13 protein-coding genes and 2 pseudogenes are annotated in these 18145 nt (G+C 61.5%); 5 read left to right on the forward strand and 10 right to left on the reverse strand.

Translation table 11 applies throughout. The features are described from left to right. Positions 1-14: 14 nt before the first annotated feature. The 3 genes from recQ to EFR00_RS33945 form a co-directional block, all read right to left on the reverse strand. Positions 15-1880, reverse strand: coding sequence for a DNA helicase RecQ (recQ, locus tag EFR00_RS25230; RefSeq protein ID WP_077991791.1), 1866 nt, complete (start codon positions 1878-1880; stop codon positions 15-17). Next, the gene (dnaG, locus tag EFR00_RS25235; RefSeq protein ID WP_077991785.1) at positions 1880-3880 is read right to left on the reverse strand and encodes a DNA primase; all 2001 of its coding nucleotides are present in this window, start codon (positions 3878-3880) and stop codon (positions 1880-1882) included. Before dnaG ends, recQ begins: the two co-directional genes overlap by 1 nt. A 213-nt stretch (positions 3881-4093) precedes the next feature. Further along, positions 4094-4228 (reverse strand): hypothetical protein, encoded by a 135-nt coding sequence (locus EFR00_RS33945; protein ID WP_280954329.1) that lies wholly within the window; start codon positions 4226-4228, stop codon positions 4094-4096. A 322-nt stretch (positions 4229-4550) separates the two neighbouring features. Between EFR00_RS33945 and EFR00_RS25245 the strand changes: the two genes are divergently transcribed. Continuing rightward, positions 4551-5438, forward strand: a complete 888-nt coding sequence (locus EFR00_RS25245; protein ID WP_077991783.1) for a hypothetical protein — start codon at positions 4551-4553, stop codon at positions 5436-5438. A 1-nt stretch (position 5439) separates the two neighbouring features. On the opposite strand, the gene EFR00_RS25250 is transcribed toward EFR00_RS25245, so the two are convergent. After that, positions 5440-5892: a GatB/YqeY domain-containing protein gene (locus tag EFR00_RS25250; RefSeq protein WP_077991780.1), complete on the reverse strand. Its 453-nt coding sequence runs from the start codon at positions 5890-5892 to the stop codon at positions 5440-5442. 270 nt (positions 5893-6162) lie between these two features. On the opposite strand from EFR00_RS25250, the gene carA reads away from it, so the two are divergent. The 3 genes and pseudogenes from carA (at position 6163) to EFR00_RS34270 (ending at position 9277) form a co-directional block, all read left to right on the forward strand. Next, the gene (gene carA, locus EFR00_RS25255) at positions 6163-7368 is read left to right on the forward strand and encodes a glutamine-hydrolyzing carbamoyl-phosphate synthase small subunit (protein WP_077991945.1); all 1206 of its coding nucleotides are present in this window, start codon (positions 6163-6165) and stop codon (positions 7366-7368) included. Positions 7369-7736: 368 nt separating this feature from the next. Next, positions 7737-8129, forward strand: a pseudogene (locus EFR00_RS34265) (DUF7256 domain-containing protein); the annotation flags it as partial. Between the two features lie 761 nt (positions 8130-8890). Then, positions 8891-9277, forward strand: coding sequence for a hypothetical protein (locus tag EFR00_RS34270; protein WP_406549646.1), 387 nt, complete (start codon positions 8891-8893; stop codon positions 9275-9277). A gap of 82 nt (positions 9278-9359) precedes the next feature. Here the strand turns inward: EFR00_RS34270 and EFR00_RS25270 are convergent, their stop codons facing one another. From EFR00_RS25270 to EFR00_RS25280, 3 genes are all read right to left on the reverse strand, one after another. Further along, positions 9360-10535, reverse strand: a complete 1176-nt coding sequence (locus EFR00_RS25270; RefSeq protein ID WP_183738707.1) for a sulfite oxidase — start codon at positions 10533-10535, stop codon at positions 9360-9362. Positions 10536-10894: 359 nt separating this feature from the next. After that, positions 10895-13363: an adenylate/guanylate cyclase domain-containing protein gene (locus tag EFR00_RS25275; protein ID WP_077991775.1), complete on the reverse strand. Its 2469-nt coding sequence runs from the start codon at positions 13361-13363 to the stop codon at positions 10895-10897. Between the two features lie 83 nt (positions 13364-13446). After that, complete coding sequence (locus EFR00_RS25280) at positions 13447-14544, reverse strand: branched-chain amino acid ABC transporter substrate-binding protein (RefSeq protein ID WP_077991774.1); 1098 nt, start codon at positions 14542-14544, stop codon at positions 13447-13449. A gap of 239 nt (positions 14545-14783) precedes the next feature. Here EFR00_RS25280 and EFR00_RS25285 point away from each other — a divergent pair, with 239 nt between their 5' ends. Continuing rightward, the gene (locus EFR00_RS25285) at positions 14784-15104 is read left to right on the forward strand and encodes an antibiotic biosynthesis monooxygenase family protein (protein ID WP_009995004.1); all 321 of its coding nucleotides are present in this window, start codon (positions 14784-14786) and stop codon (positions 15102-15104) included. A 15-nt stretch (positions 15105-15119) separates the two neighbouring features. Here the strand turns inward: EFR00_RS25285 and EFR00_RS25290 are convergent, their stop codons facing one another. From EFR00_RS25290 to EFR00_RS25300, 3 genes and pseudogenes are all read right to left on the reverse strand, one after another. Further along, the gene (locus EFR00_RS25290; RefSeq protein ID WP_077991773.1) at positions 15120-16523 is read right to left on the reverse strand and encodes an MATE family efflux transporter; all 1404 of its coding nucleotides are present in this window, start codon (positions 16521-16523) and stop codon (positions 15120-15122) included. A 143-nt stretch (positions 16524-16666) separates the two neighbouring features. After that, positions 16667-17910, reverse strand: a pseudogene (locus EFR00_RS25295) (TCR/Tet family MFS transporter). Further along, on the reverse strand, positions 17903-18109 hold the full coding sequence (locus tag EFR00_RS25300) for a hypothetical protein (protein WP_009995917.1): 207 nt from the start codon (positions 18107-18109) through the stop codon (positions 17903-17905). Before EFR00_RS25300 ends, EFR00_RS25295 begins: the two are co-directional and overlap by 8 nt. Positions 18110-18145: the final 36 nt, after the last annotated feature.

Consider the following 18145-nt stretch of genomic DNA (forward strand, 5'->3'; position numbering starts at 1 on the left):
AACGGCCGGTCCGCTCAGTCGTCCTGCGCCAGGATGATCTCCAGGAAGGCGTCGCCATAGCGTTCGAGCTTGGCCTGACCGACGCCGGAAATGGCGAGCAGTTCCTGGCGGCTGCGCGGCCGTTCGGTGGCGAAGGCGATCAGCGTCGTATCGGGAAAGACGACATAGGGCGGCACGCCCAGCGATTTGGCGATTGCCATGCGCTCGGCCCGCAACGCCTCGAAGAGGTTGCCGTCGGCGCCCGACAGGGCCGATTTGCGCTCGCTGCGTTCAGCCTTCTTCGTGCGCCGTTCCGAGGCAGGCCGATCCTTGCGGAAGAATACCTGTCGCTCGTGCTTGAAGACGGCGCGCGCTTCCGGCTCCAATTTCAGCGCCCCATAGGCCTCGTGATCGACGCGGATCAGCCCCATGGCGAGCAGTTGCCGGCAGACGGATTGCCAGGTCCGCGCCGGAATGTCCGTGCCGGCGCCGAAGACGGGCATATCGACATGGCCGAAACGCTCAGTCTTCTCGTTGACATTGCCGACGAGCACGTCGATGACGTGGCCGGCGCCGAAACGCTCGCCGGTGCGGTATACGGCAGCCAGCGCCTTGATCGCTGCTTCCGTGCCGTCCCAGGTCTCGACCGGCTTCTGGCAGGTGTCGCAATTGCCGCACTGGCCGGCATGGGCTTCCCCGAAATGGGCGAGAATCGCCTGCCGGCGGCAGGAGGCGGTTTCGCAGATCGCCAGCAAGGCATTGAGCTTGGCGCGCTCGACCCGCTTGATCTCGACGGCGGCATTGCCCTCGTCGATCATCCGACGGCGCTGAATGACGTCGGCCATGCCATAGGCCATCCAGACCTCCGACGGCAGGCCGTCGCGGCCGGCGCGCCCGGTCTCCTGGTAATAGGCTTCCACCGAACCCGGCAGGTCGAGATGGGCGACGTAACGCACATTCGGTTTGTCGATGCCCATGCCGAAGGCGACGGTGGCAACCAGGCAGAGGTTCTCTTCCTTCAGGAAGGCATCCTGATTGGCGTCACGAAGCGCCCGGTCCATGCCGGCATGATAAGGCAGTGCACGAACCCCCTGCCCGTTCAGCCAGTCGGCCGTGTCCTCGACTTTGGCGCGCGACAGGCAGTAGACGATGCCACTGTCGCCCTTATGGTCGGAGAGGAAGCGCAGAAGCTGCTGGCGCGGCTGATCGCGCTCGACGATCTCATAGCTGATATTGGGCCGGTCGAAGCTGGTGGTGAAGATCTCGGCAGCGTCGAGCCCCAACCGCTCGACGATATCATCGCGCGTATGCGGATCGGCCGTTGCCGTCAGCGCTATTCTGGGAACACCGGGATATTGCTCGCCGAGCCGGCCGAGCTCACGATATTCCGGCCGGAAATCATGCCCCCACTGCGAGACGCAATGGGCTTCGTCAATGGCAAACAGCGCAATCTTCTCATTGGCGATCAGCTCGCGGAACCCATCCGTCAGGATGCGCTCCGGCGTCACATAGAGAAGGTCGAGCTTGCCGCCCGAAAGCGCGCGGCGGACCTCGATAAACTCCTCGCGCGACAGCGACGAATTGAGCGCGGCGGCGCGGATGCCGAGCTGCTTCATCGCCTCCACCTGATCGCGCATCAGCGCAATCAGCGGCGAAACGACGATGCCGACGCCCTCGCGGCAGAGCGCCGGGATCTGGAAGCACAGCGATTTGCCCGCTCCTGTCGGAAAGAGCACGACCGCATCGCCGCCAGAGACGACGTGCTCGACCACCTGCTGCTGCTTGCCGCGGAAGGAAGAGTAGCCGTAAACCTGCTTCAACACCTCGAGCGGCGGGCGGCCGGCGGAAAACAGCGCATAGGAGGCGGAAAAGCCAGCTTCGTTCCGTTCGGTTTGCGGCATCAGTGGTTCGCCGCCCCTTTGACGCGGCCGGAAAGCACGCCGAAGCCGTCGATGATCGCCTCCTGGTTCTCAAGGCGCACGCCTTCCAGATGCACTTCCTGCTGGGCCCGTATCAGCTGAACGATCGCCTCGCCGTCGCCGGCTTCGGTGGCCAGCGCAATCTCGCGTTCGAGCTCCATCTTCTGCCGGCGCAGCGCCTTGGCCCGTTTGTGGAAGGCGAGCGCCTGGCGATAACCCTCACGCGCATCTTCCATCGCCGCCTCCTCGGTCGCCGTCCAGAGCCGGGCATTTCGCACCTGCTGGTCGAGGCTCTTGATCAGCGGACCGAAGCCTTCGAATTCCAGCCGTTCGGTCAGATAGTCACGCGTCAGATGCGGGCCGGCAACGGCGGCCGCTGCGCCAAGCACCGCCGACCAGAGCCGTTGCAGCTCGCGGCTGTCATATTCGATCGCGGCGATCTCATCATAATCGTCGATCATCAGCGCCGGATGATTGACGATGGTGAGCGCCAGCACGCTCTCGCGCAGCGCCGTATTGTCCCGGTGGCCGCGCACGGGGCCCGAGCGGGCAAGCCGGTCGGAAATAAGGCTCGGGCTTTTCGGCCCCGCCTTGCCGGGATTGTCGCGGCCCGCCCGGGAATTGCCGCCGAAACCGCGCCGCTCGCTATTATTGCGGTTCTGGAACTGCGGCTGGAAGAAAGCGTTCAGCCGGTCGCGGATATCCTGCTGGTAATGACGGCGCACATTCTCATCGGCGATGACGGCCACAAGCTGCTTCAGCCGCGCCTCGAGCTCGGCGCGCGCCTCGGGCGTATCGAACTTGCCGGTGTTGATCTCGCGGCTCCACAGCATCTCCGAAAGCGGCTTTGCCTGGCTCATCACCTTGTCGAACGGCGCGCGGCCCTCATCGCGCACGAGATCATCAGGGTCTTTGCCGTCGGGCAGCAGCGCGAAGCGGACGGAGCGGCCGGGCTTCAGATGCGGCAGCGCCAGTTCGGCGGCGCGATTGGCCGCACGGATGCCGGCGCCGTCGCCGTCGAAGCAGAGCACCGGTTGCGGCACCATCTTCCAGAGCAGCTCGAGCTGGTTTTCGGTAAGTGCGGTGCCAAGCGGCGCAACGGCGTTCTCGACGCCCGCCTGATGGAGCGCGATCACGTCCATATAGCCTTCGACGGCAATGATGGTGCCGCTCGCATTGTCGTCCTGCTGATCGCCGCGGCCAGGCCCCTGGATCGCGCGGCGGGCGCGGGCGAAATTGTAGAGCACATTGCCCTTGTGGAAGAGTTCCGTCTCGTTCGAGTTCAGATATTTCGCCGGCGCATCGGCCGACATGGCGCGGCCGCCGAAGGCGATCACCTTTTCCCGCGACGAGAGGATCGGGAACATGATGCGGTCGCGGAAGCGATCGTAGGACACCGGCACGTTTTCGTGAACGACGAGGCCGCAGGCCTCGATCAGCTCCTTCGAGACGCCCTTGCCGGCAAGGAATTCCTTGAGCGCATTGCGGCTGTCGGGCGCATAACCGAGGCGGAAGGTCTCGATGGTGCGCCCCGTCAGCCCGCGATCGCGCAGATAGGCGCGCGCCTTGGCGCCATTGGCGGTCTGCAGCTGGTCCTGGAAGAAGGCCGTCGCCATTTCCATGACGTCGATCAGTGAGCCGCGCTCCTTCTCGCGCTTTTCCATGACAGGATCGGCAAGCGGCATCGGCACGCCGGCCATATCGGCGATCTGCTGCACCGCCTCGGGAAAACTCAGGCCTTCCAGCTCGGTGAGGAAGCGGAAATGGTCACCGGTAACGCCGCAGCCGAAGCAGTGATAGCGGCCCTTCCGGTCCTCGCAGTGAAAGCTCGGTGATTTCTCGCCGTGGAACGGGCAGCAGGCCCAGTAATCGCCGCGCGACACGTTGGTCTTGCGCTTGTCCCAGCTCACACGGCGCGCGATCACGTTCGAAATTGGAACGCGGTCACGGATCTCATCGAGAAAGGTGTTGGAAAAGCGCATTTATACCTCTTGGCCAGCCTCCATATAAGCTGCTTTGCCGCGCCATGCCACGAAACTTGTCAGGAAAACCCGCTATTCACAGGCAAGTGCACGCGTCCCTGATTGCGTCGCTTATCCAATCAAAAACACGTTATCGCCCCTGCGACAGGGGTGCGACATTATTGTCCCCGGGGGACCAGAATTCCGCCGTCGCGCAAGCTTCGGCAAAGGCGGTCATTTCCCATGATCCTCAAATAAATCGTTTGAAAACAAATTATTATCACCCTCTGTCACGATCCGCTCTGCTCTTTGCAGCGCCATCCGAGCCTCCGCTTCGACATCTCCAAAACCGACATTTTCGGCAATCATTATTTTTTTGTAATTTGAACAGGCCGCCGCCCCGCAATAAGTTCGATCTCAACAAAGCGATCCCCGAGCGAAGCACCATCCCTACCCCCGGCGCCGCTTCGCAAGGGTGCCTTTGCAAATACCCTCCGGCTTGGGCTTCGGCCCTGCGTGCCGGCGGAAGCAAAGTGCAAGAAGGCAGGAGCGCCCCCAGCTCCTGCCTTCTTAATTTTTCGGCTTGCCCTGATACAAATTCCCTTTTGAAATTAACCGATTATTGACAAAACCGTTGACATCAGGCGCGTGCGTGAAGGAAGTATGGGCCGACTTTCCTGGACCCCTTCCCATGGCCTTTACCGCTGAAACTCTTGCAGCGGACGATCGCTTTCTCGCTGCGATCCTCCACTGCGCCGATCAGATGCTCGCGATCTATCGTGAGAGCCCACGCATCGCCTCGATTTTCGCCGCACAGCAGCGCTGGCTGATGGCCCATGCCGGTTTTGCGCTTCATTATGGCCATCCCGACTATGAAAAGAGCGGCCTCTATTCCGGCCGCTTCGTCGATTTTGCAGTCAAGAACGACATCGCCAGCCGCAACACGGCCGCAGCCTTCATGCAGGAAATGCTCGCCTATCGCTTCCTGCGTCCGGCTCCTGGTGCCGACAAGCGCACACGCTATCTGGAACCCACCGAAATCGCCGAGCAGCATTTCACCCGATGGCTCGTCACCCACATGATGATCCTCGACAGCCTCGACGGCGGTAAGCGCGCCGTCATCATCGCCGCCGATCCGGCGGCGATGATGACAGCGATCCAGCCGCGCATCGCAAAAGCAATCATCGGAAGCCAGGCGGTGCGCAGTCCAGGCCCCACCTTCAACCTCTTCAACTGGGCAAATTCCGGCGGGCTGGTGATGGACTACCTGATCTCGCGCCTTCCGGAATTTCCCCGGACGGCCGAGCGCGTCGCGGTCGGCCCCCTGTCGCTGCGGGAAATCCGCGACCAATTCATGATATCGAACACGCATCTGAAGCGGCTTCTGACGCAGGCCGCAACCATGGAAAGCGTCGGCTGGACCGAACCGTCCCGCAAGGGCGACTTCTGGCTGTCGCGCCGCTTCATCCTTGAATACTGGAATTATCAGGCTGCGAAATTCGCCATCGTCGACGCCGCCGCCGAGGCGGTGCTCGGACCCGCGGTCCTGATCGAACCGCAGGCAAGACGCGTGGTCTGAATCAGTTCAACAGTTCCTTGACGGTCGCGGACGCCTTGGCGAAATCCATCTGGCCGGCATAACGCTCCTTGAGCGCGGCCATCACCTTGCCCATGTCCTTGGCGCCGACGGCACCGGTCTCGGCGATGATCGCCGAAACGTTGGCGCGCACTTCACTCTCCGAAAGCTGCTTCGGCATGAAATCCTGGATGACGGTGATTTCGGCGCGCTCCTTGGCGGCGAGTTCCGGCCGGGAATTCTCCTCGTAGATCTTTGCCGATTCGTCGCGCTGCTTCACCATCTTGGCGAGAATCTGCAGGATCTCGTCGTCGCTCGCCTGCTCCTTGCCGGCGCCACGATTGGCGATATCGCGATCCTTGATCGCGGCCTGAATCAGCCGGACGGTGGAAAGCCGCTCCGAATCCTTGGCCTTCATCGCCTCTTTCAGCTGGGTGGCGAGTTGATCGCGCAGCATGGTCTTTTCTCCTGATTTGATGCCGCTTCATAAACCACGCTGATGCGGGGGATCAAATAAATTGCGCGATCGGCGCGATAAAGCGCAGGAAAACGGCCGCAATCCCGGTTACAAAGATTGACGCTCAGCGATTGCGTGGCTATCTACCGCCACCTGCACCAAAATTCGTGATCAGGCCTGAAGCGCGCGGCATTGCCGCGTCCACACGCCTGCGAGATCAAATGGCAGCGAGCGCGGCAACGCGCATCGGCCGCCGGAAACGGGATGAAGATGACCGCGACAGCACCCTGGACAATCGAAAAGCCGACCGCCCTGCTCGTTCTTGCCGACGGCACGGTGATCGAAGGCAAGGGCATCGGCGCCACGGGCAAGGTCCAGGCCGAGGTCGTCTTCAACACGGCGCTGACCGGCTATGAAGAGATCATGACCGACCCTTCCTATCTCGGCCAGATCGTCACCTTCACTTTTCCCCATATCGGCAATATCGGCACCAATGATGAAGACATCGAAGATCTGACGCCTGCCGCCCGCCACGGCGCCGTCGGCGTCATCTTCAAGGCCGACATCACCGAACCGTCGAACTACCGGGCCGCCAAACATCTCGACCAGTGGCTGAAGGCGCGCGGCATCATCGGTCTCTGCGGCATCGACACCCGCGCCCTGACCGCCTGGATCCGCGAGAACGGCGCTCCGAACGCAGTGATCGCCCACGATCCGAACGGCGTCTTCGACATCGAGACGCTGAAGGCCGAAGCCAAGGCCTGGAGCGGGCTGGAAGGCCTCGACCTCGCCAAGATCGCCACGTCGGGCCAATCCTCGCAATGGACCCAGACGCCGTGGATCTGGAATGAAGGTTACGGCGAGCTCGGTGCGGCCGATGCCAAGTATCATGTCGTCTGCCTCGACTACGGCGTCAAGCGCAACATTCTGCGCCTGTTTGCCGGCCTCGACTGCAAGGTGACCGTCGTGCCGGCGACAACGAGCGCCGAAGACGTGCTCGCCATGCAGCCGGACGGTATCTTCCTGTCGAACGGCCCGGGCGATCCGGCGGCAACAGGCGAATATGCCGTGCCCGTGATCAAGACGCTTGTTAAGACCGATATCCCGGTCTTCGGCATCTGCCTCGGCCATCAGATGCTTGGCCTCGCCCTCGGCGCCAAGACCGAGAAGATGCACCAGGGCCATCATGGCGCCAACCATCCCGTCAAGGATCACACGACCGGCAAGGTCGAAATCGTCTCGATGAACCATGGCTTCGCGCTCGACTCGAAGTCGCTGCCCGATGGCGTTGAAGAGACTCATATATCGCTTTTCGACGGCACCAATTGCGGCCTGCGAGTCCTCGGCAAGCAGGTCTTCTCCGTCCAGCACCATCCGGAAGCCTCCCCCGGCCCGCAGGACAGCCACTATCTCTTCCGCCGCTTCATCAACATGGTGCGCGAGAAGAAGGGCGAACCGGCGCTCGCCGAGCGCTGATTTCAAGAACTGCCGATTTTCGCAAAGGCCCGCGAAACCGGCAGCCACCAACGTGATGTGGATTGCTTGCGGCGACGTCACATCGCCTGTGAGCGTAACGGTCTTGGCAGGGCATCTTTCGATCCTGACATGACCTAGCCTCGCGGCGGATCGCACAGGCCCAGAAGAAAACAGTTCTAGGCAACCTGCTGCGATGTCCTAGACAAGCAGGAACAGAAAGAATGCGCGGTTTGGGGCGTGATCTTTCGTCGAGAACGACTGGGAGCGCCTTCCGCGCCACGCTTAGCCTCCAACCTCCCGCTATGTCATTGCCCTATTTACAACCCGTCCTATCTCTTGCGCGGGACGGTCAGCGAGAGAGGACGCGCATGCCGATAGACAATGCGAGATTGGCGCCGATGCAGCCGGGTGTATCCGTGGAGGAGCTGAAGGCGGCTTTGGGGACGAGCTGGCAGGAGCCGGGCGTTCAGGCGGAAGGCTATTTGCATATCGAGGAGTTCGGCACGCGCATTACCGCCGATGGCAGGCTTGGCGAAGTTCATTTCCGTGCCCCCTTCGAACTTCCGCCTATCCATGGCGTCAGGATGGGAATGCCGGCCGAAGAGCTGCATCGGCTTTATCCCGTCGCCGAGCGCATCTCTGACGAGAGAGAGAAATACGGTTGGACCATGCTGAAGATGAACCTGTCGGATACGCTCATGCTCGGGGTAGGCATCAGAGAGGAAGTCGTCAGGATCATCAGCCTCACGGATCCGACAGCGGTCTATCCAGAGCGGCCCTATAAATATGCCGATCCCAACCTCACCGAGGCTTACGATCTGACGATGACCGATCCTGTCGACCTCGCCCGCCGTCCCGAAAGCGGCTGGTGCTACGGCCGTCCGCCCGGCATCGATGCCAGGATATGGCCAGTCAGCACCACAAACGGTCTGCCGCTTCGCCACGCCTTCACGGTGAAACTGCCGCCGCAATATCGCACACTTGGCGATAATTACGTGGCGATCTCGCTCTTCGTCGACGAACAATGGGAGACGCTGCCGGCAAGGGAAAACGTGGCCGGAGGCGCGCGCCACGCCGATCCGCGCCGCTTCGACATCAAATACATGGACAACGAATACGTTCTCTTCTGGCTGACGGAAGAGGAGTTCGCTGCACCGCTTGGTGTGCCACCCACAATCGAGGGCGCCCCCGTCCCCGGCTGGCTCTCGAAATCGCCGCTTGAATATTTTGGAGAATTCAATCTGCCTAGAACTGTGGCCGAACAGCAGGCAAAGAACGTCTTTTCGCCCGGTGGACTTGCCGTCAACGAGCTTCTAGCGGCGACCCGGCCCCAAGACGGATGGAAAAACCTGCCGGGCCGCGAGGCGCTGGATTACGGCTGGCCGATCGAGATCACGCTGCGCGAAGGCGATCCGAATATTGGCAAGCCGGCGCGCGAATTCAGGCACCAAAACGAGCTCAGCGGCTATATCGTCGCATATTCGGAGGAAGGCCAGGAACAAGGACTGGAGCGCTTTCTGGACTGGCAAGCCCACCTTGGCGGCACGATGTTTCCGATGCAGGGGTATCCCGATTTCTCACCTTACTACATCGAGATCTCGGAAATCTTCGGCGGCTTCAATTTCGGCAACGGGGTCGCCCAGATCGATCTCAAGGAGATGAAGCTCGAATGGGCCTGCTGACGCTGGAGGGATGGGAAAACGGGAATGCCAAATTCATCCGCGATCGCGGCGGCATGGTGGGCAAAGCGACTCGTGTGGCCAAAGACAGCATCTCGAAAGCCGTGAACCCCTTTTGTGGATATCTTGTAGTCGAGGCAGAGACCGCCGAGGAAGTGGCGAGGCTGTTCGAGAACCACCCGCACATTACAGTCTTTCCGGGGGACGGCGTAGATATCTTCCTAAGCTGAACGGCATCGTGGTCAGAAGCTGCGGCATCTAAGCTAACGGCTGTTTTGCGCCGAAAGCCGCCATTCCGCCCCATGCGGGTGATTAGATCACGAATTCCTCCTCGTACGTCTGTGGCTCGGGAACGACCGTAACCTCCACCGGTACGATCCAATTGGCCGCGTAGCTCTCGCAGTCGGAACGCTGGAGGTCGGGCTGCACGCACCCCGCACCATCGATCGCGCGACATCGCAGTATGTATCGCCCCGCTTCTTCAGGGGTCCACATGTACTCCCACAAGCGCCATGCGAAGGGACGTTCTGTTTCGAGGAGCCTTCCCTCGCGCCAGCCCCTGCCATCTCCGGTGCAGACCTGCACCTGCCGGATAGGAGCCTCTCCGCTCCAGGCGGCTCCGAAAATCCGATACGGTTGGCCGGCGACGAGACGCGCGCCCTGCACGGGACGCGCGATCTGCGCTTTGACCTCCATCTCCGCAAGCGGGACCAGCCTGGGTTCCCCGAGGCTGCGCTCCCAACGGAAATAGTCGCGCGCCTGCCAGTAGCCAAGGAACGGTTGCTCCACAACCGTGATATGTGTGATCCACTTGACCCAAGCCATGCCGAACCAGCCACCCACGACCGCGCGTAGCGGGTAGCCGTGATCGCGCGTCAACGGCTCCTCGTTCATCGAATAGGCAAGGATCGTGCTGTCAGCGATGGCCTTCTCAAGCGGTAAGCTGCGCGCAAAAGCGATGGGGCCTGGAGAAGCCGTTTTCTTGTTCGTGTCGACGACGCCGCTGTCTGCGCCTACGAGCAGAACCTCACATGCGGTTCGCTTAACGCCCGCCATTTCTAAAATCTCGCGGAGAGGAACACCTGTCCACGCGGCATTGCCGACGGCTCCGTTCTGCCACTGCAACCCCTCCTTCGGCGGCACATAGTAGACGCGCCCGTTGCCTGCGCACTCGACGACGGCAGTGAAACTCGTGCTCCGCATCGCCTTGATGCTGTCGAGGTCGAGTTCGATCGGCCGCTCCACCGCCCCGCCAACGCGCAATCTCCAGTCTCGCGCATCGAGGTCCGGCGACGGGAAATGGTTTCGCACGAAGAACAGCTCGGTTGGGATCAGCCAATCGGAGAGTGATGCAAACGGAAACTCGATATTCTCAGGGGATTTCTGTCGAACTATTAGACTGGGTTGCTCTGGTGTCGGCATCGTCCTCGTTTCCCCTTTCAAGAGTACAACGTTGGCACTCGGTCGCGCGAATTCCGGTTTGATCACACCGCCCCTCGCAATGCGTCTCTCGCGTTCCGTCCCCACTCTAGCACATACCGCAGGTTCCTCGGATCGACCTCGAACGGCAGCAAAGGGCCGGAATGCTGCTATGGGCCTCACGTCTCTTTCGCGCCCCCATAATGGTCATCGAGCCAGCGGTCGCTATTGCTGCAAAGCGGACATAGTGCAGCGACAACATGGGTCGGTGTTGCGCCAACAGCAGTCCCTCGTCCGGATTCGCACAATGACCGCGCGCCATTTCATGGGCCGAGCCAGCGTTGCAGGAAGGTCGAGTTGCGACGCTGGCCCGAGGGCTGGTCGACGAGTTTGGTGCCTGTGGAGGCGACAACCCGCGCGAACGGAGCCTACGATCCAGGCTTGTGACAAAGTCGATCGAGCGTGTCTCGAAGTGCGGCGGCGGCCTGATCGCGCTCATCGGTAGACATAAGCTCGGGCTCGGCTTCCAATCTCAGGTGCGGCAGTTCGGTCCGGACAGTACGACGGCTGCGGACCAAATTTTCCTTCAGATCGACCACGCGATAGGTGGCGACCGGATAGGCTATTCCCTTTACGTGGACATGCCCCAGTTCCTCGCACTCGATCGTGTCCTTCACTTGCGCAAACGTCTCATAAGAAATGAGCACGGTGCCCGGCGACGCTTCCTGCTCAAGACGCGAGGCGAGATTCACGGCGCCGCCGATTATCGTGTAGTCCATCCGGTCCTCGCTGCCGAAGTTTCCCACAGTGCAGTAGTCTGTGTGAATGCCAATGCGGCAGCGCAGCGGTGTTTCAATTCCGATATCGCGCCAGATTTCGCCAAGCTCGCTCATTCGCTTTTGCATGGCGAGTGCCATCTGCACGCAGGCGAGCGCGTCATCCTTGACGCCGCGGGTTTCCGGATCGCCAAAAAACATCAGGATGGCGTCTCCGACATACTTGTCGATCGTCGCGCCGTGATCCGAAGCAATCTTCGACATTTCCGTCAGATAGTGATTGAGGAGCTGTGTGAGATCCTCGGATTCCATTTTGTCCGTGGTTTCGGTGAAGCCGGCGATATCGGAGAAGCATATCGTCAGCTTCTTCCGCTGGCTGGCGATCCTGACGTCCTGGCGGCCGGTGAATATGGAGTTATACACTTGCGGCGCCAGGTATTTCGCCAGCTTGCTGGAAAGCGCCTCGAGAGCTGCGGATTTCTCGGCGAGGTTTTCCTCCCGTTGCTTCAGCTCGGTGATGTCCGAGTAGACGGCCACCGTGCCACCAGCCGTGATCCGCCGCTCGCTGATCATGATCCATCGTCCGTCGCGACGCCGCTGCACCGACGTTTCACCAGGGTTGCGATGCCGCGAAAGCCGCTCGGCAACCCACTCCTCGACTCGCCCCTCAGCATCCTTGATGTAGCCGCCTTCAGCGGACCGGCGCACAATCTGCTCGAATGTCGTGCCGGGTGTCATTTCCTCCAGACCGGCGTACAACAGCTCGCGGTAGCGGCTATTGCTCAGCACGAGCCTGTCCTCGCCATCGTAAAGAGCGAATCCTTCGGAGATGCTCTCGATGGCATCCACAAGCCGCTGGCGCGCTTCCGCAACTTCGCGCAGGCTGTTTTCCTCCACCTCGACCGCAGTGTCCCGGAACAGCCTGAGCGCCCCGGCCATGCGGCCGATTTCGTCGCCGCCGCCGGCGGGCATCTGCACATGCAGATTGCCGCCCGCGATGGCCAGCATGCTTTGGCTTACCTCTCCCAGACGGGCGAGAAGGCTGCGGTCGACATAGAGCCAGACAACTAGAACCGAACTCAGCAGGCTTAGAAGGGCGGAGCCAAGGACAATGCCGGTGCCGTAGCGCTGGACGACCGAGGCTTCGAGGGCGGACGCGGCGATCTCATGGTTTGCCTTTGCAACCAGGCGATCGACGGCCGCGGTAAGGTCGCGCGACAGTCGGCTGTTTTCAGCCAAAAGCTTTTCGCCCTGCGCAAGGACAGCAAACTCGTCCTGTCGTACCTTCGGGATCCCGTTCTCACCGTCGGTCAGCGACTTCAACTCGTCCAGCCGTTGTTGGAAGCGGGTCCGCAACTTTTCGTCGATCTCGGTGGAGACCGTTTCGAGTGCGGCGAGCGACCGGCGCAGCGGAAACAGGATCAGCTTCAGATCTCCCGGCGTCGGCGCGTTGGCAGTTTTGACCAGCGCGTCGTTGACTGCCGAGATCTCCTGTTGCGCCCTCTGCTGGGGGATGTAGGCCGCGATTGCCTTGACCAGGTCGCTCGTCGCCGCAGCACGCGTATCTGGTGGTGCGGCGGGATCAGCCACCGCTGCGCGCCATTGGGGAACCTTGGAGTTCATCACGACGATGCCGGGCGCGAGGAGACGCTGACTTGCATTTGACGTGTCCGACAAGCGGCGCAGCAACTCCTCCTTGCGCTGAACCATGGTAAGGCGAACGGCCACAACATAGTCGAGAGCATCGAGGTTTCGTCGCAGACCAATCACGGCGTCTTCGATTTCCGTCACCGCCGTCGCGCTGAATGCGGTGCCTTTAAGTGCGGCGAGCAACTCTTCGAGACGCCGCATCTCGACTCCGATTGCAGCCGAGACCTGGTTGTGCTGAACCGTGCTGGTCGCCGCCAGAACTGACGGCGCGGTGGAGGCGACCCTCTCAGCCTGGCGCGACAATTGGAGAGAGGCGAGCGCCGTCGGCACCCGTTCCTTGGTGATGCGATCGACCACGTCGCCGACCTGAAGGAAGGCATAGAGAGCTGCGGCGGTCGCGAGCACCGCGAAGGTGCTGATGCCGAAGAAAGCGAGCAACAAGCGCCCGCGTATGCCGACGCGTTCAAACATGGCGGCAACCGCGAGGTCTGGCTTGCGCAGCCACCAAAGTCTGCACAGATTGGTCTAAAGCGATCCACCCGGCCGGCGGTTGACTATTCCAGCGGCACGTATTCGCCACCCTTCCAGACATACCATATCCAGCTTTGAACGGTGAGGTCGCCCTTGTCGTCGAAATCGACCCGGCCCATTGCCGTTTCGAATTGATTACCTTGCATTGAGGCGATCACCTCTTGCGGCCCTAGAGAACCGGCCTTCTTCACCGCCTGCGACCAGACCTGGACGGCGGAGTAACTGAGCAGTGTGTAGCCTGCGGGCTCGAAATTCTCGGCACGGAAACGCTCGACGACTTGAGCCGCCTGAGGGACGCGCCGTGGGTCCGCGCTAAACGTGAAGAGCGTACCCTCGGCGGCAGATCCGGCGATCAGTGCAAAGTCCTCGCTCGCCATGCCATCGCCTGAGACGAGTTGAAGTGCGTAGGCGCGGTCTCGTGCAGCGCGAACCATAAGCGCGACCTCGGGCAAATATCCACCAACATACAACACGGCGATGCCGGCGCCCTGTAACGCCGAGATCTCGGCCGTATAGTCGTTCTTCCCAGGGGTGAAGGCCTCGTAGATCGCTTCGGTGACACCCCGCTTATTCAACTGCTTTCTGGTCTCGTCGGCGAGCCCCTTCCCATAGGTAGTGTTGTCGTGAAGGATCGCTATTTTCTTGTCACCCCAGCGATCGGCCAAATAGTTGCCGGCGACCACCCCCTGCGCGTCGTCGCGACCAATGACGCGGAAAACATTGGCACGACCTTGTTCGGTCAGCAGCGGATTGGTCGAACCCGGTGAAATCTGTAGAATTCCCGCGGCCTCGTACACCTTGGATGCCGGGATCGAGGCCTGGGAACAGTAATGCCCGACGACGAGCACCACACCGTCGGCCACCAGTTTCTGGGCGGCCGCCACAGCCTGCTCGGGATCGCAAAAGTCGTCGACCGTGATGAGTTGCACCTGCTGCCCGAGCACGCCGCCAGTCGCATTGATGTCGGCCACCGCCATCTCTGTGCCGCGCTGCATCTGCTCCCCAATCCAGGCGAGCGGTCCTGTGACCGGGCCCGCCGCTCCGATCAGGATCTCCGCCCGCGCCAGACTGCCAAGCGAAACGACGAGCGCGACGATAGCTGCAGTAATGCTGCTGCGCATGGTGTACCTCCTTCACAGCTTACGCCAATTTAGTCCCCGCCGACAGCCCCCGCGCAGGCGCAGATCTCTCCGCCTTTCTGCAGCGCACTTGCCTCTTATACAGTCACGCTGGAACGCGACGGCTTCAGGAAGCGGTCGCCCCGAAATTCCACTGACCGGACGTCTTCGCTTCCGTATTGACCTCAACCACACTTGAAGAATTACAAACGCCCCCAGACATCCGATGTAGGAGAAAAGGGATGAGCGGAGCTTTCTATCGTGTCGATAAATTCGTCGTGCCGGCTGCGGCGCGCGAGGAATTTCTCGTCAAGGTGATGATGACCCACAAGCTGCTGGAGGCACAGGAGGGTTTCATCGATCACAGGGTACTGGAGCAGGTCGCCGGTCCCGGTGAATTCAATTTCGTCACCATTGCCGAATGGGAAAATACCGAGGTCGTCGAGCGTGCGCGGGCAGCCGTCGCCGCCGCCCACAAGGCCGCCAATTTCGATCCGCAGGAAATGTTTGCCCGTCTCGGCATTCGCGCCGATATCGCCGGCTACAAACCTGTCGCCGCTTAAGGCCGGACGGCTGGCTCAGGCGCCAGCCGGCGCGCCTTCCCGGCGAAGGAGAAGATAGAAGCGTGCGCAGAGCATGACGGCGGCAGCCGCCAGTCCGACGAGGAAGCCGAACCAGATGCCGATGCCGCCGAAGCCGAGCGGGAAGGCAAAGGCCCAGGCGAGGAGGAAGCCGATCGGCCAATAGGCTATCAGCGCCATGATCATCGGCACGCGCGCATCTTTCAGGCCGCGCAGCAATCCGTTAGCGATCACCTGCAGCCCGTCGACGAGCTGGAAAAGCCCGGCAACGACGATCAACGGCCCGGCATAGGCCAGCACTTGCGGCGCCTCCGGCGAGTTGACGTCGAGGAACCAGCTGCCGAGGAATTGCGGCATGGTGGCAAAGATCACCGAACCCACCGCCGAGATCGCGCAGGCAATGACAACAACCATGATCGAAGCGCGCACCAGCCCGTCATAATCGCCCTGCCCGTGCGCCACGCCGATGCGTACCGTCGCCGCCTGGCTGAGACCGAGCGGGATCATGAAGGCGATTGAAGCCCATTGCAGGGCGATGCCATGCGCGGCGAGTTCGATGGTGCCGATATAACCCATCAGAAGCGACGCGACCGTAAACAGACTGACCTCGGCAAGCACGGTGACGCTGATCGGGAAACCGAGGCGCAGGACCTCCAGCAGTGCGTGCCAGTCCGGCTTCCAAAACCGCACAAAGATCTCGTAGCGCCGCGTCTCTTCCCGCCGCTGGACAAAGACGAGGATGAAGAGGAAGCCCGCCGTCTGTACGACCACAGAGACGATCGCCGCACCCTCGAGCCCCATTGCTGGAAAGCCGAAATGGCCGAGCACGAGGGCGTAGGCGAAGATCGCATTCATCACCAGCGTGACGATGGTGACGTTGAGGATGATGCCCGCCTTGCCGATGGCGCTGACGAGGGCCCGCATCACGTTGAAGAGAAGGGCCGGCAGCACGCCGAATTGGCCAATCATGATATAGCCGTGGGCGAGCTTGGCCACCTCCGGCTTCTGCTGTGCAAAAAGCAGGATCTGTTCCGCATTGAAAAAGGCCGGTTGCGCGATGATCCAGAATCCGATCACCACCCAGAGCCCCATGCGCAGCGATCGGCGCACCGAGACGACGTCGCCGCGGCCATAGGCCTGCGCCACCATCGGAATGACGGCAATGGAAAAGCCCGAGCCGAAGATGAGGATCGTGAACAGGAACTGGGCCGACAGCACCATGGCCGCCAGTTGCTCGGCGCCAAGGCGGCCGATGATCATCACATCGGTGGTGTGGATGCCCAGCTGGGCAAGCTGGGCGCCGATCAGCGGAATGCCGAGCGCCAGCGTCGCACGGAAATGTGCGCCCCAACGGTTATCGTTTGTCGGCGCAAGGCTGCGCGCGTCGATCGACGTGTCCATGACACCAGTCCTGTGATTGAAATATGTGGTCGTCGCAACTTGCTGCGAAATATCATTCGGACTTAGATCAAAGCCCGGGCAAGAACCACCCCAAAACAAGCAGATGATGAAAAATTCATCATCGCATCACCATTTCTGATCAATCAGCCAGTGGCTTCCAGCGCGTCGACCGGCTCCCTCGCCCGAACCCGTGTGAGGAATACCCCGGCGGCCAGAAGGATGAGCACGGCGGCCATGAGGTAAGGCGCGCCGGCAAAAGTGACGGGCGCCTCGGGCCTTGTGAAATAACCGAACATCTGCGTGAAGATCAGCGGGCCGACTATGGTGGTGATGCTGCTGAGGCTGGTCAGCGCACCCTGCAGCTCGCCCTGCGCCGACGGCGGCACCATGCCGGCGGCAATGCTGCGCAGCGGCGGATCGGCGACATTTTCGATGACGGTCGCGACGATAACGACGTAAACCACCCAGCCCTCCCAGGCGAAGGCATAGCCGGTCAGTCCTGCGGCGGAGAAGCAGAGGCCGAGAAGCGCCGTCTTCCATTCGCCGAGCAGAGGCACGACACGCGGCAGGACCAAGCCCATAACGAGCGCCGCACCGATGCCGTAAATGCCGAGCGACAGGCCGATCTGCCCCTCGCTCCAGCCATAGCGGTAGGTCGATACGAACGACCAGACGGAGGGATAGACGGCATGCGCCAGGAAAAACAGGAACATCACGAGGCTGACCCAGCCGATGCCGGGGTAATGGCGCATCTGGCGCAGCGCGCCGAGCGGATTGGCACGTTTCCACTCGAAGCGGCGGCGGTTCTTCGCTTCCAGCGTTTCCGGCAGCAGGAAGCAGGCGGCGATAAAATTGAGAAGCGACAAAGCGGCTGCGCCGAGGAACGGCACGCGCGGACCGAATTCCCCGAGGAAACCGCCGATGACGGGGCCGATGGTGAAGCCGACGCCGAAGGCGATGCCGATCAGCCCGAAATTCTTCGCCCGATCCTCCTCGGTGCTGATATCGGCGATATAGGCCGAGCATGTGGCGAAGCTGCCGCCGCTGATGCCTGCAAGCACGCGGCCGACGAACAGCATCCAGAAGCTGGTGGCGATGCCGCAGATGAAATGTCGATCGCAAAGGTCAGCACCGACAATAAAAGGATCGGCCGGCGGCCGAAACGGTCGGACAGGTTACCGAGCAGCGGTGCGAACAGAAACTGCATGCCGGCATAGACGAGCATCAGCCAGCCGCCGTCGATTGCCGCATCGCTGACGCTGCCGCCGGTCAGCTGTTCCAGATAGGCCGGCAGCACCGGCATGATGATGGCGATGCCGATAATGTCGAGAAAGAGGATGATGAAGACCAGGAAAAGGCCGCGGCGAACGAATTTCGGGTCAAGCATGAGGCATCTCTACAGCGATTGTTTCTGAAAAGACGATCTCGTCGCCGCCCAAGTGACATAACTCAGAAAGGAAAACGAAACAATCCGTGAACATTTCAAAGTTTTTGATGAGCTGTACGGGAAGTTTATGAAACCCCTCAACCGTCAGGCGCGGCGGGGTGGTCGGCAACCACCTGGCGGGGACGGCGTCCTTGCGCATCCCCACGCTCAGCCCGAAGGGCCCGAAGCGAAGGTC

Origin of the sequence: Rhizobium sophoriradicis (assembly GCF_003939025.1) — a bacterium.
Lineage (GTDB): Bacteria > Pseudomonadota > Alphaproteobacteria > Rhizobiales > Rhizobiaceae > Rhizobium > Rhizobium sophoriradicis.

Excerpts from the sequence above, each read along its gene's own strand:
- dnaG (WP_077991785.1), bottom strand. The coding sequence starts at position 3,880 with ATGCGCTTTTCCAACACCTTTCTCGATGAGATCCGTGACCGCGTTCCA.
- EFR00_RS25290 (WP_077991773.1), bottom strand. The coding sequence starts at position 16,523 with ATGGACACGTCGATCGACGCGCGCAGCCTTGCGCCGACAAACGATAAC.
- carA (WP_077991945.1), top strand. The coding sequence starts at position 6,163 with ATGACCGCGACAGCACCCTGGACAATCGAAAAGCCGACCGCCCTGCTC.
- EFR00_RS25245 (WP_077991783.1), top strand. The coding sequence starts at position 4,551 with ATGGCCTTTACCGCTGAAACTCTTGCAGCGGACGATCGCTTTCTCGCT.
- EFR00_RS25285 (WP_009995004.1), top strand. The coding sequence starts at position 14,784 with ATGAGCGGAGCTTTCTATCGTGTCGATAAATTCGTCGTGCCGGCTGCG.
- EFR00_RS33945 (WP_280954329.1), bottom strand. The coding sequence starts at position 4,228 with ATGATTGCCGAAAATGTCGGTTTTGGAGATGTCGAAGCGGAGGCTCGG.
- EFR00_RS25275 (WP_077991775.1), bottom strand. The coding sequence starts at position 13,363 with ATGTTTGAACGCGTCGGCATACGCGGGCGCTTGTTGCTCGCTTTCTTC.
- EFR00_RS25280 (WP_077991774.1), bottom strand. The coding sequence starts at position 14,544 with ATGCGCAGCAGCATTACTGCAGCTATCGTCGCGCTCGTCGTTTCGCTT.
- EFR00_RS25250 (WP_077991780.1), bottom strand. The coding sequence starts at position 5,892 with ATGCTGCGCGATCAACTCGCCACCCAGCTGAAAGAGGCGATGAAGGCC.
- EFR00_RS25300 (WP_009995917.1), bottom strand. The coding sequence starts at position 18,109 with ATGCGCAAGGACGCCGTCCCCGCCAGGTGGTTGCCGACCACCCCGCCG.
- recQ (WP_077991791.1), bottom strand. The coding sequence starts at position 1,880 with ATGCCGCAAACCGAACGGAACGAAGCTGGCTTTTCCGCCTCCTATGCG.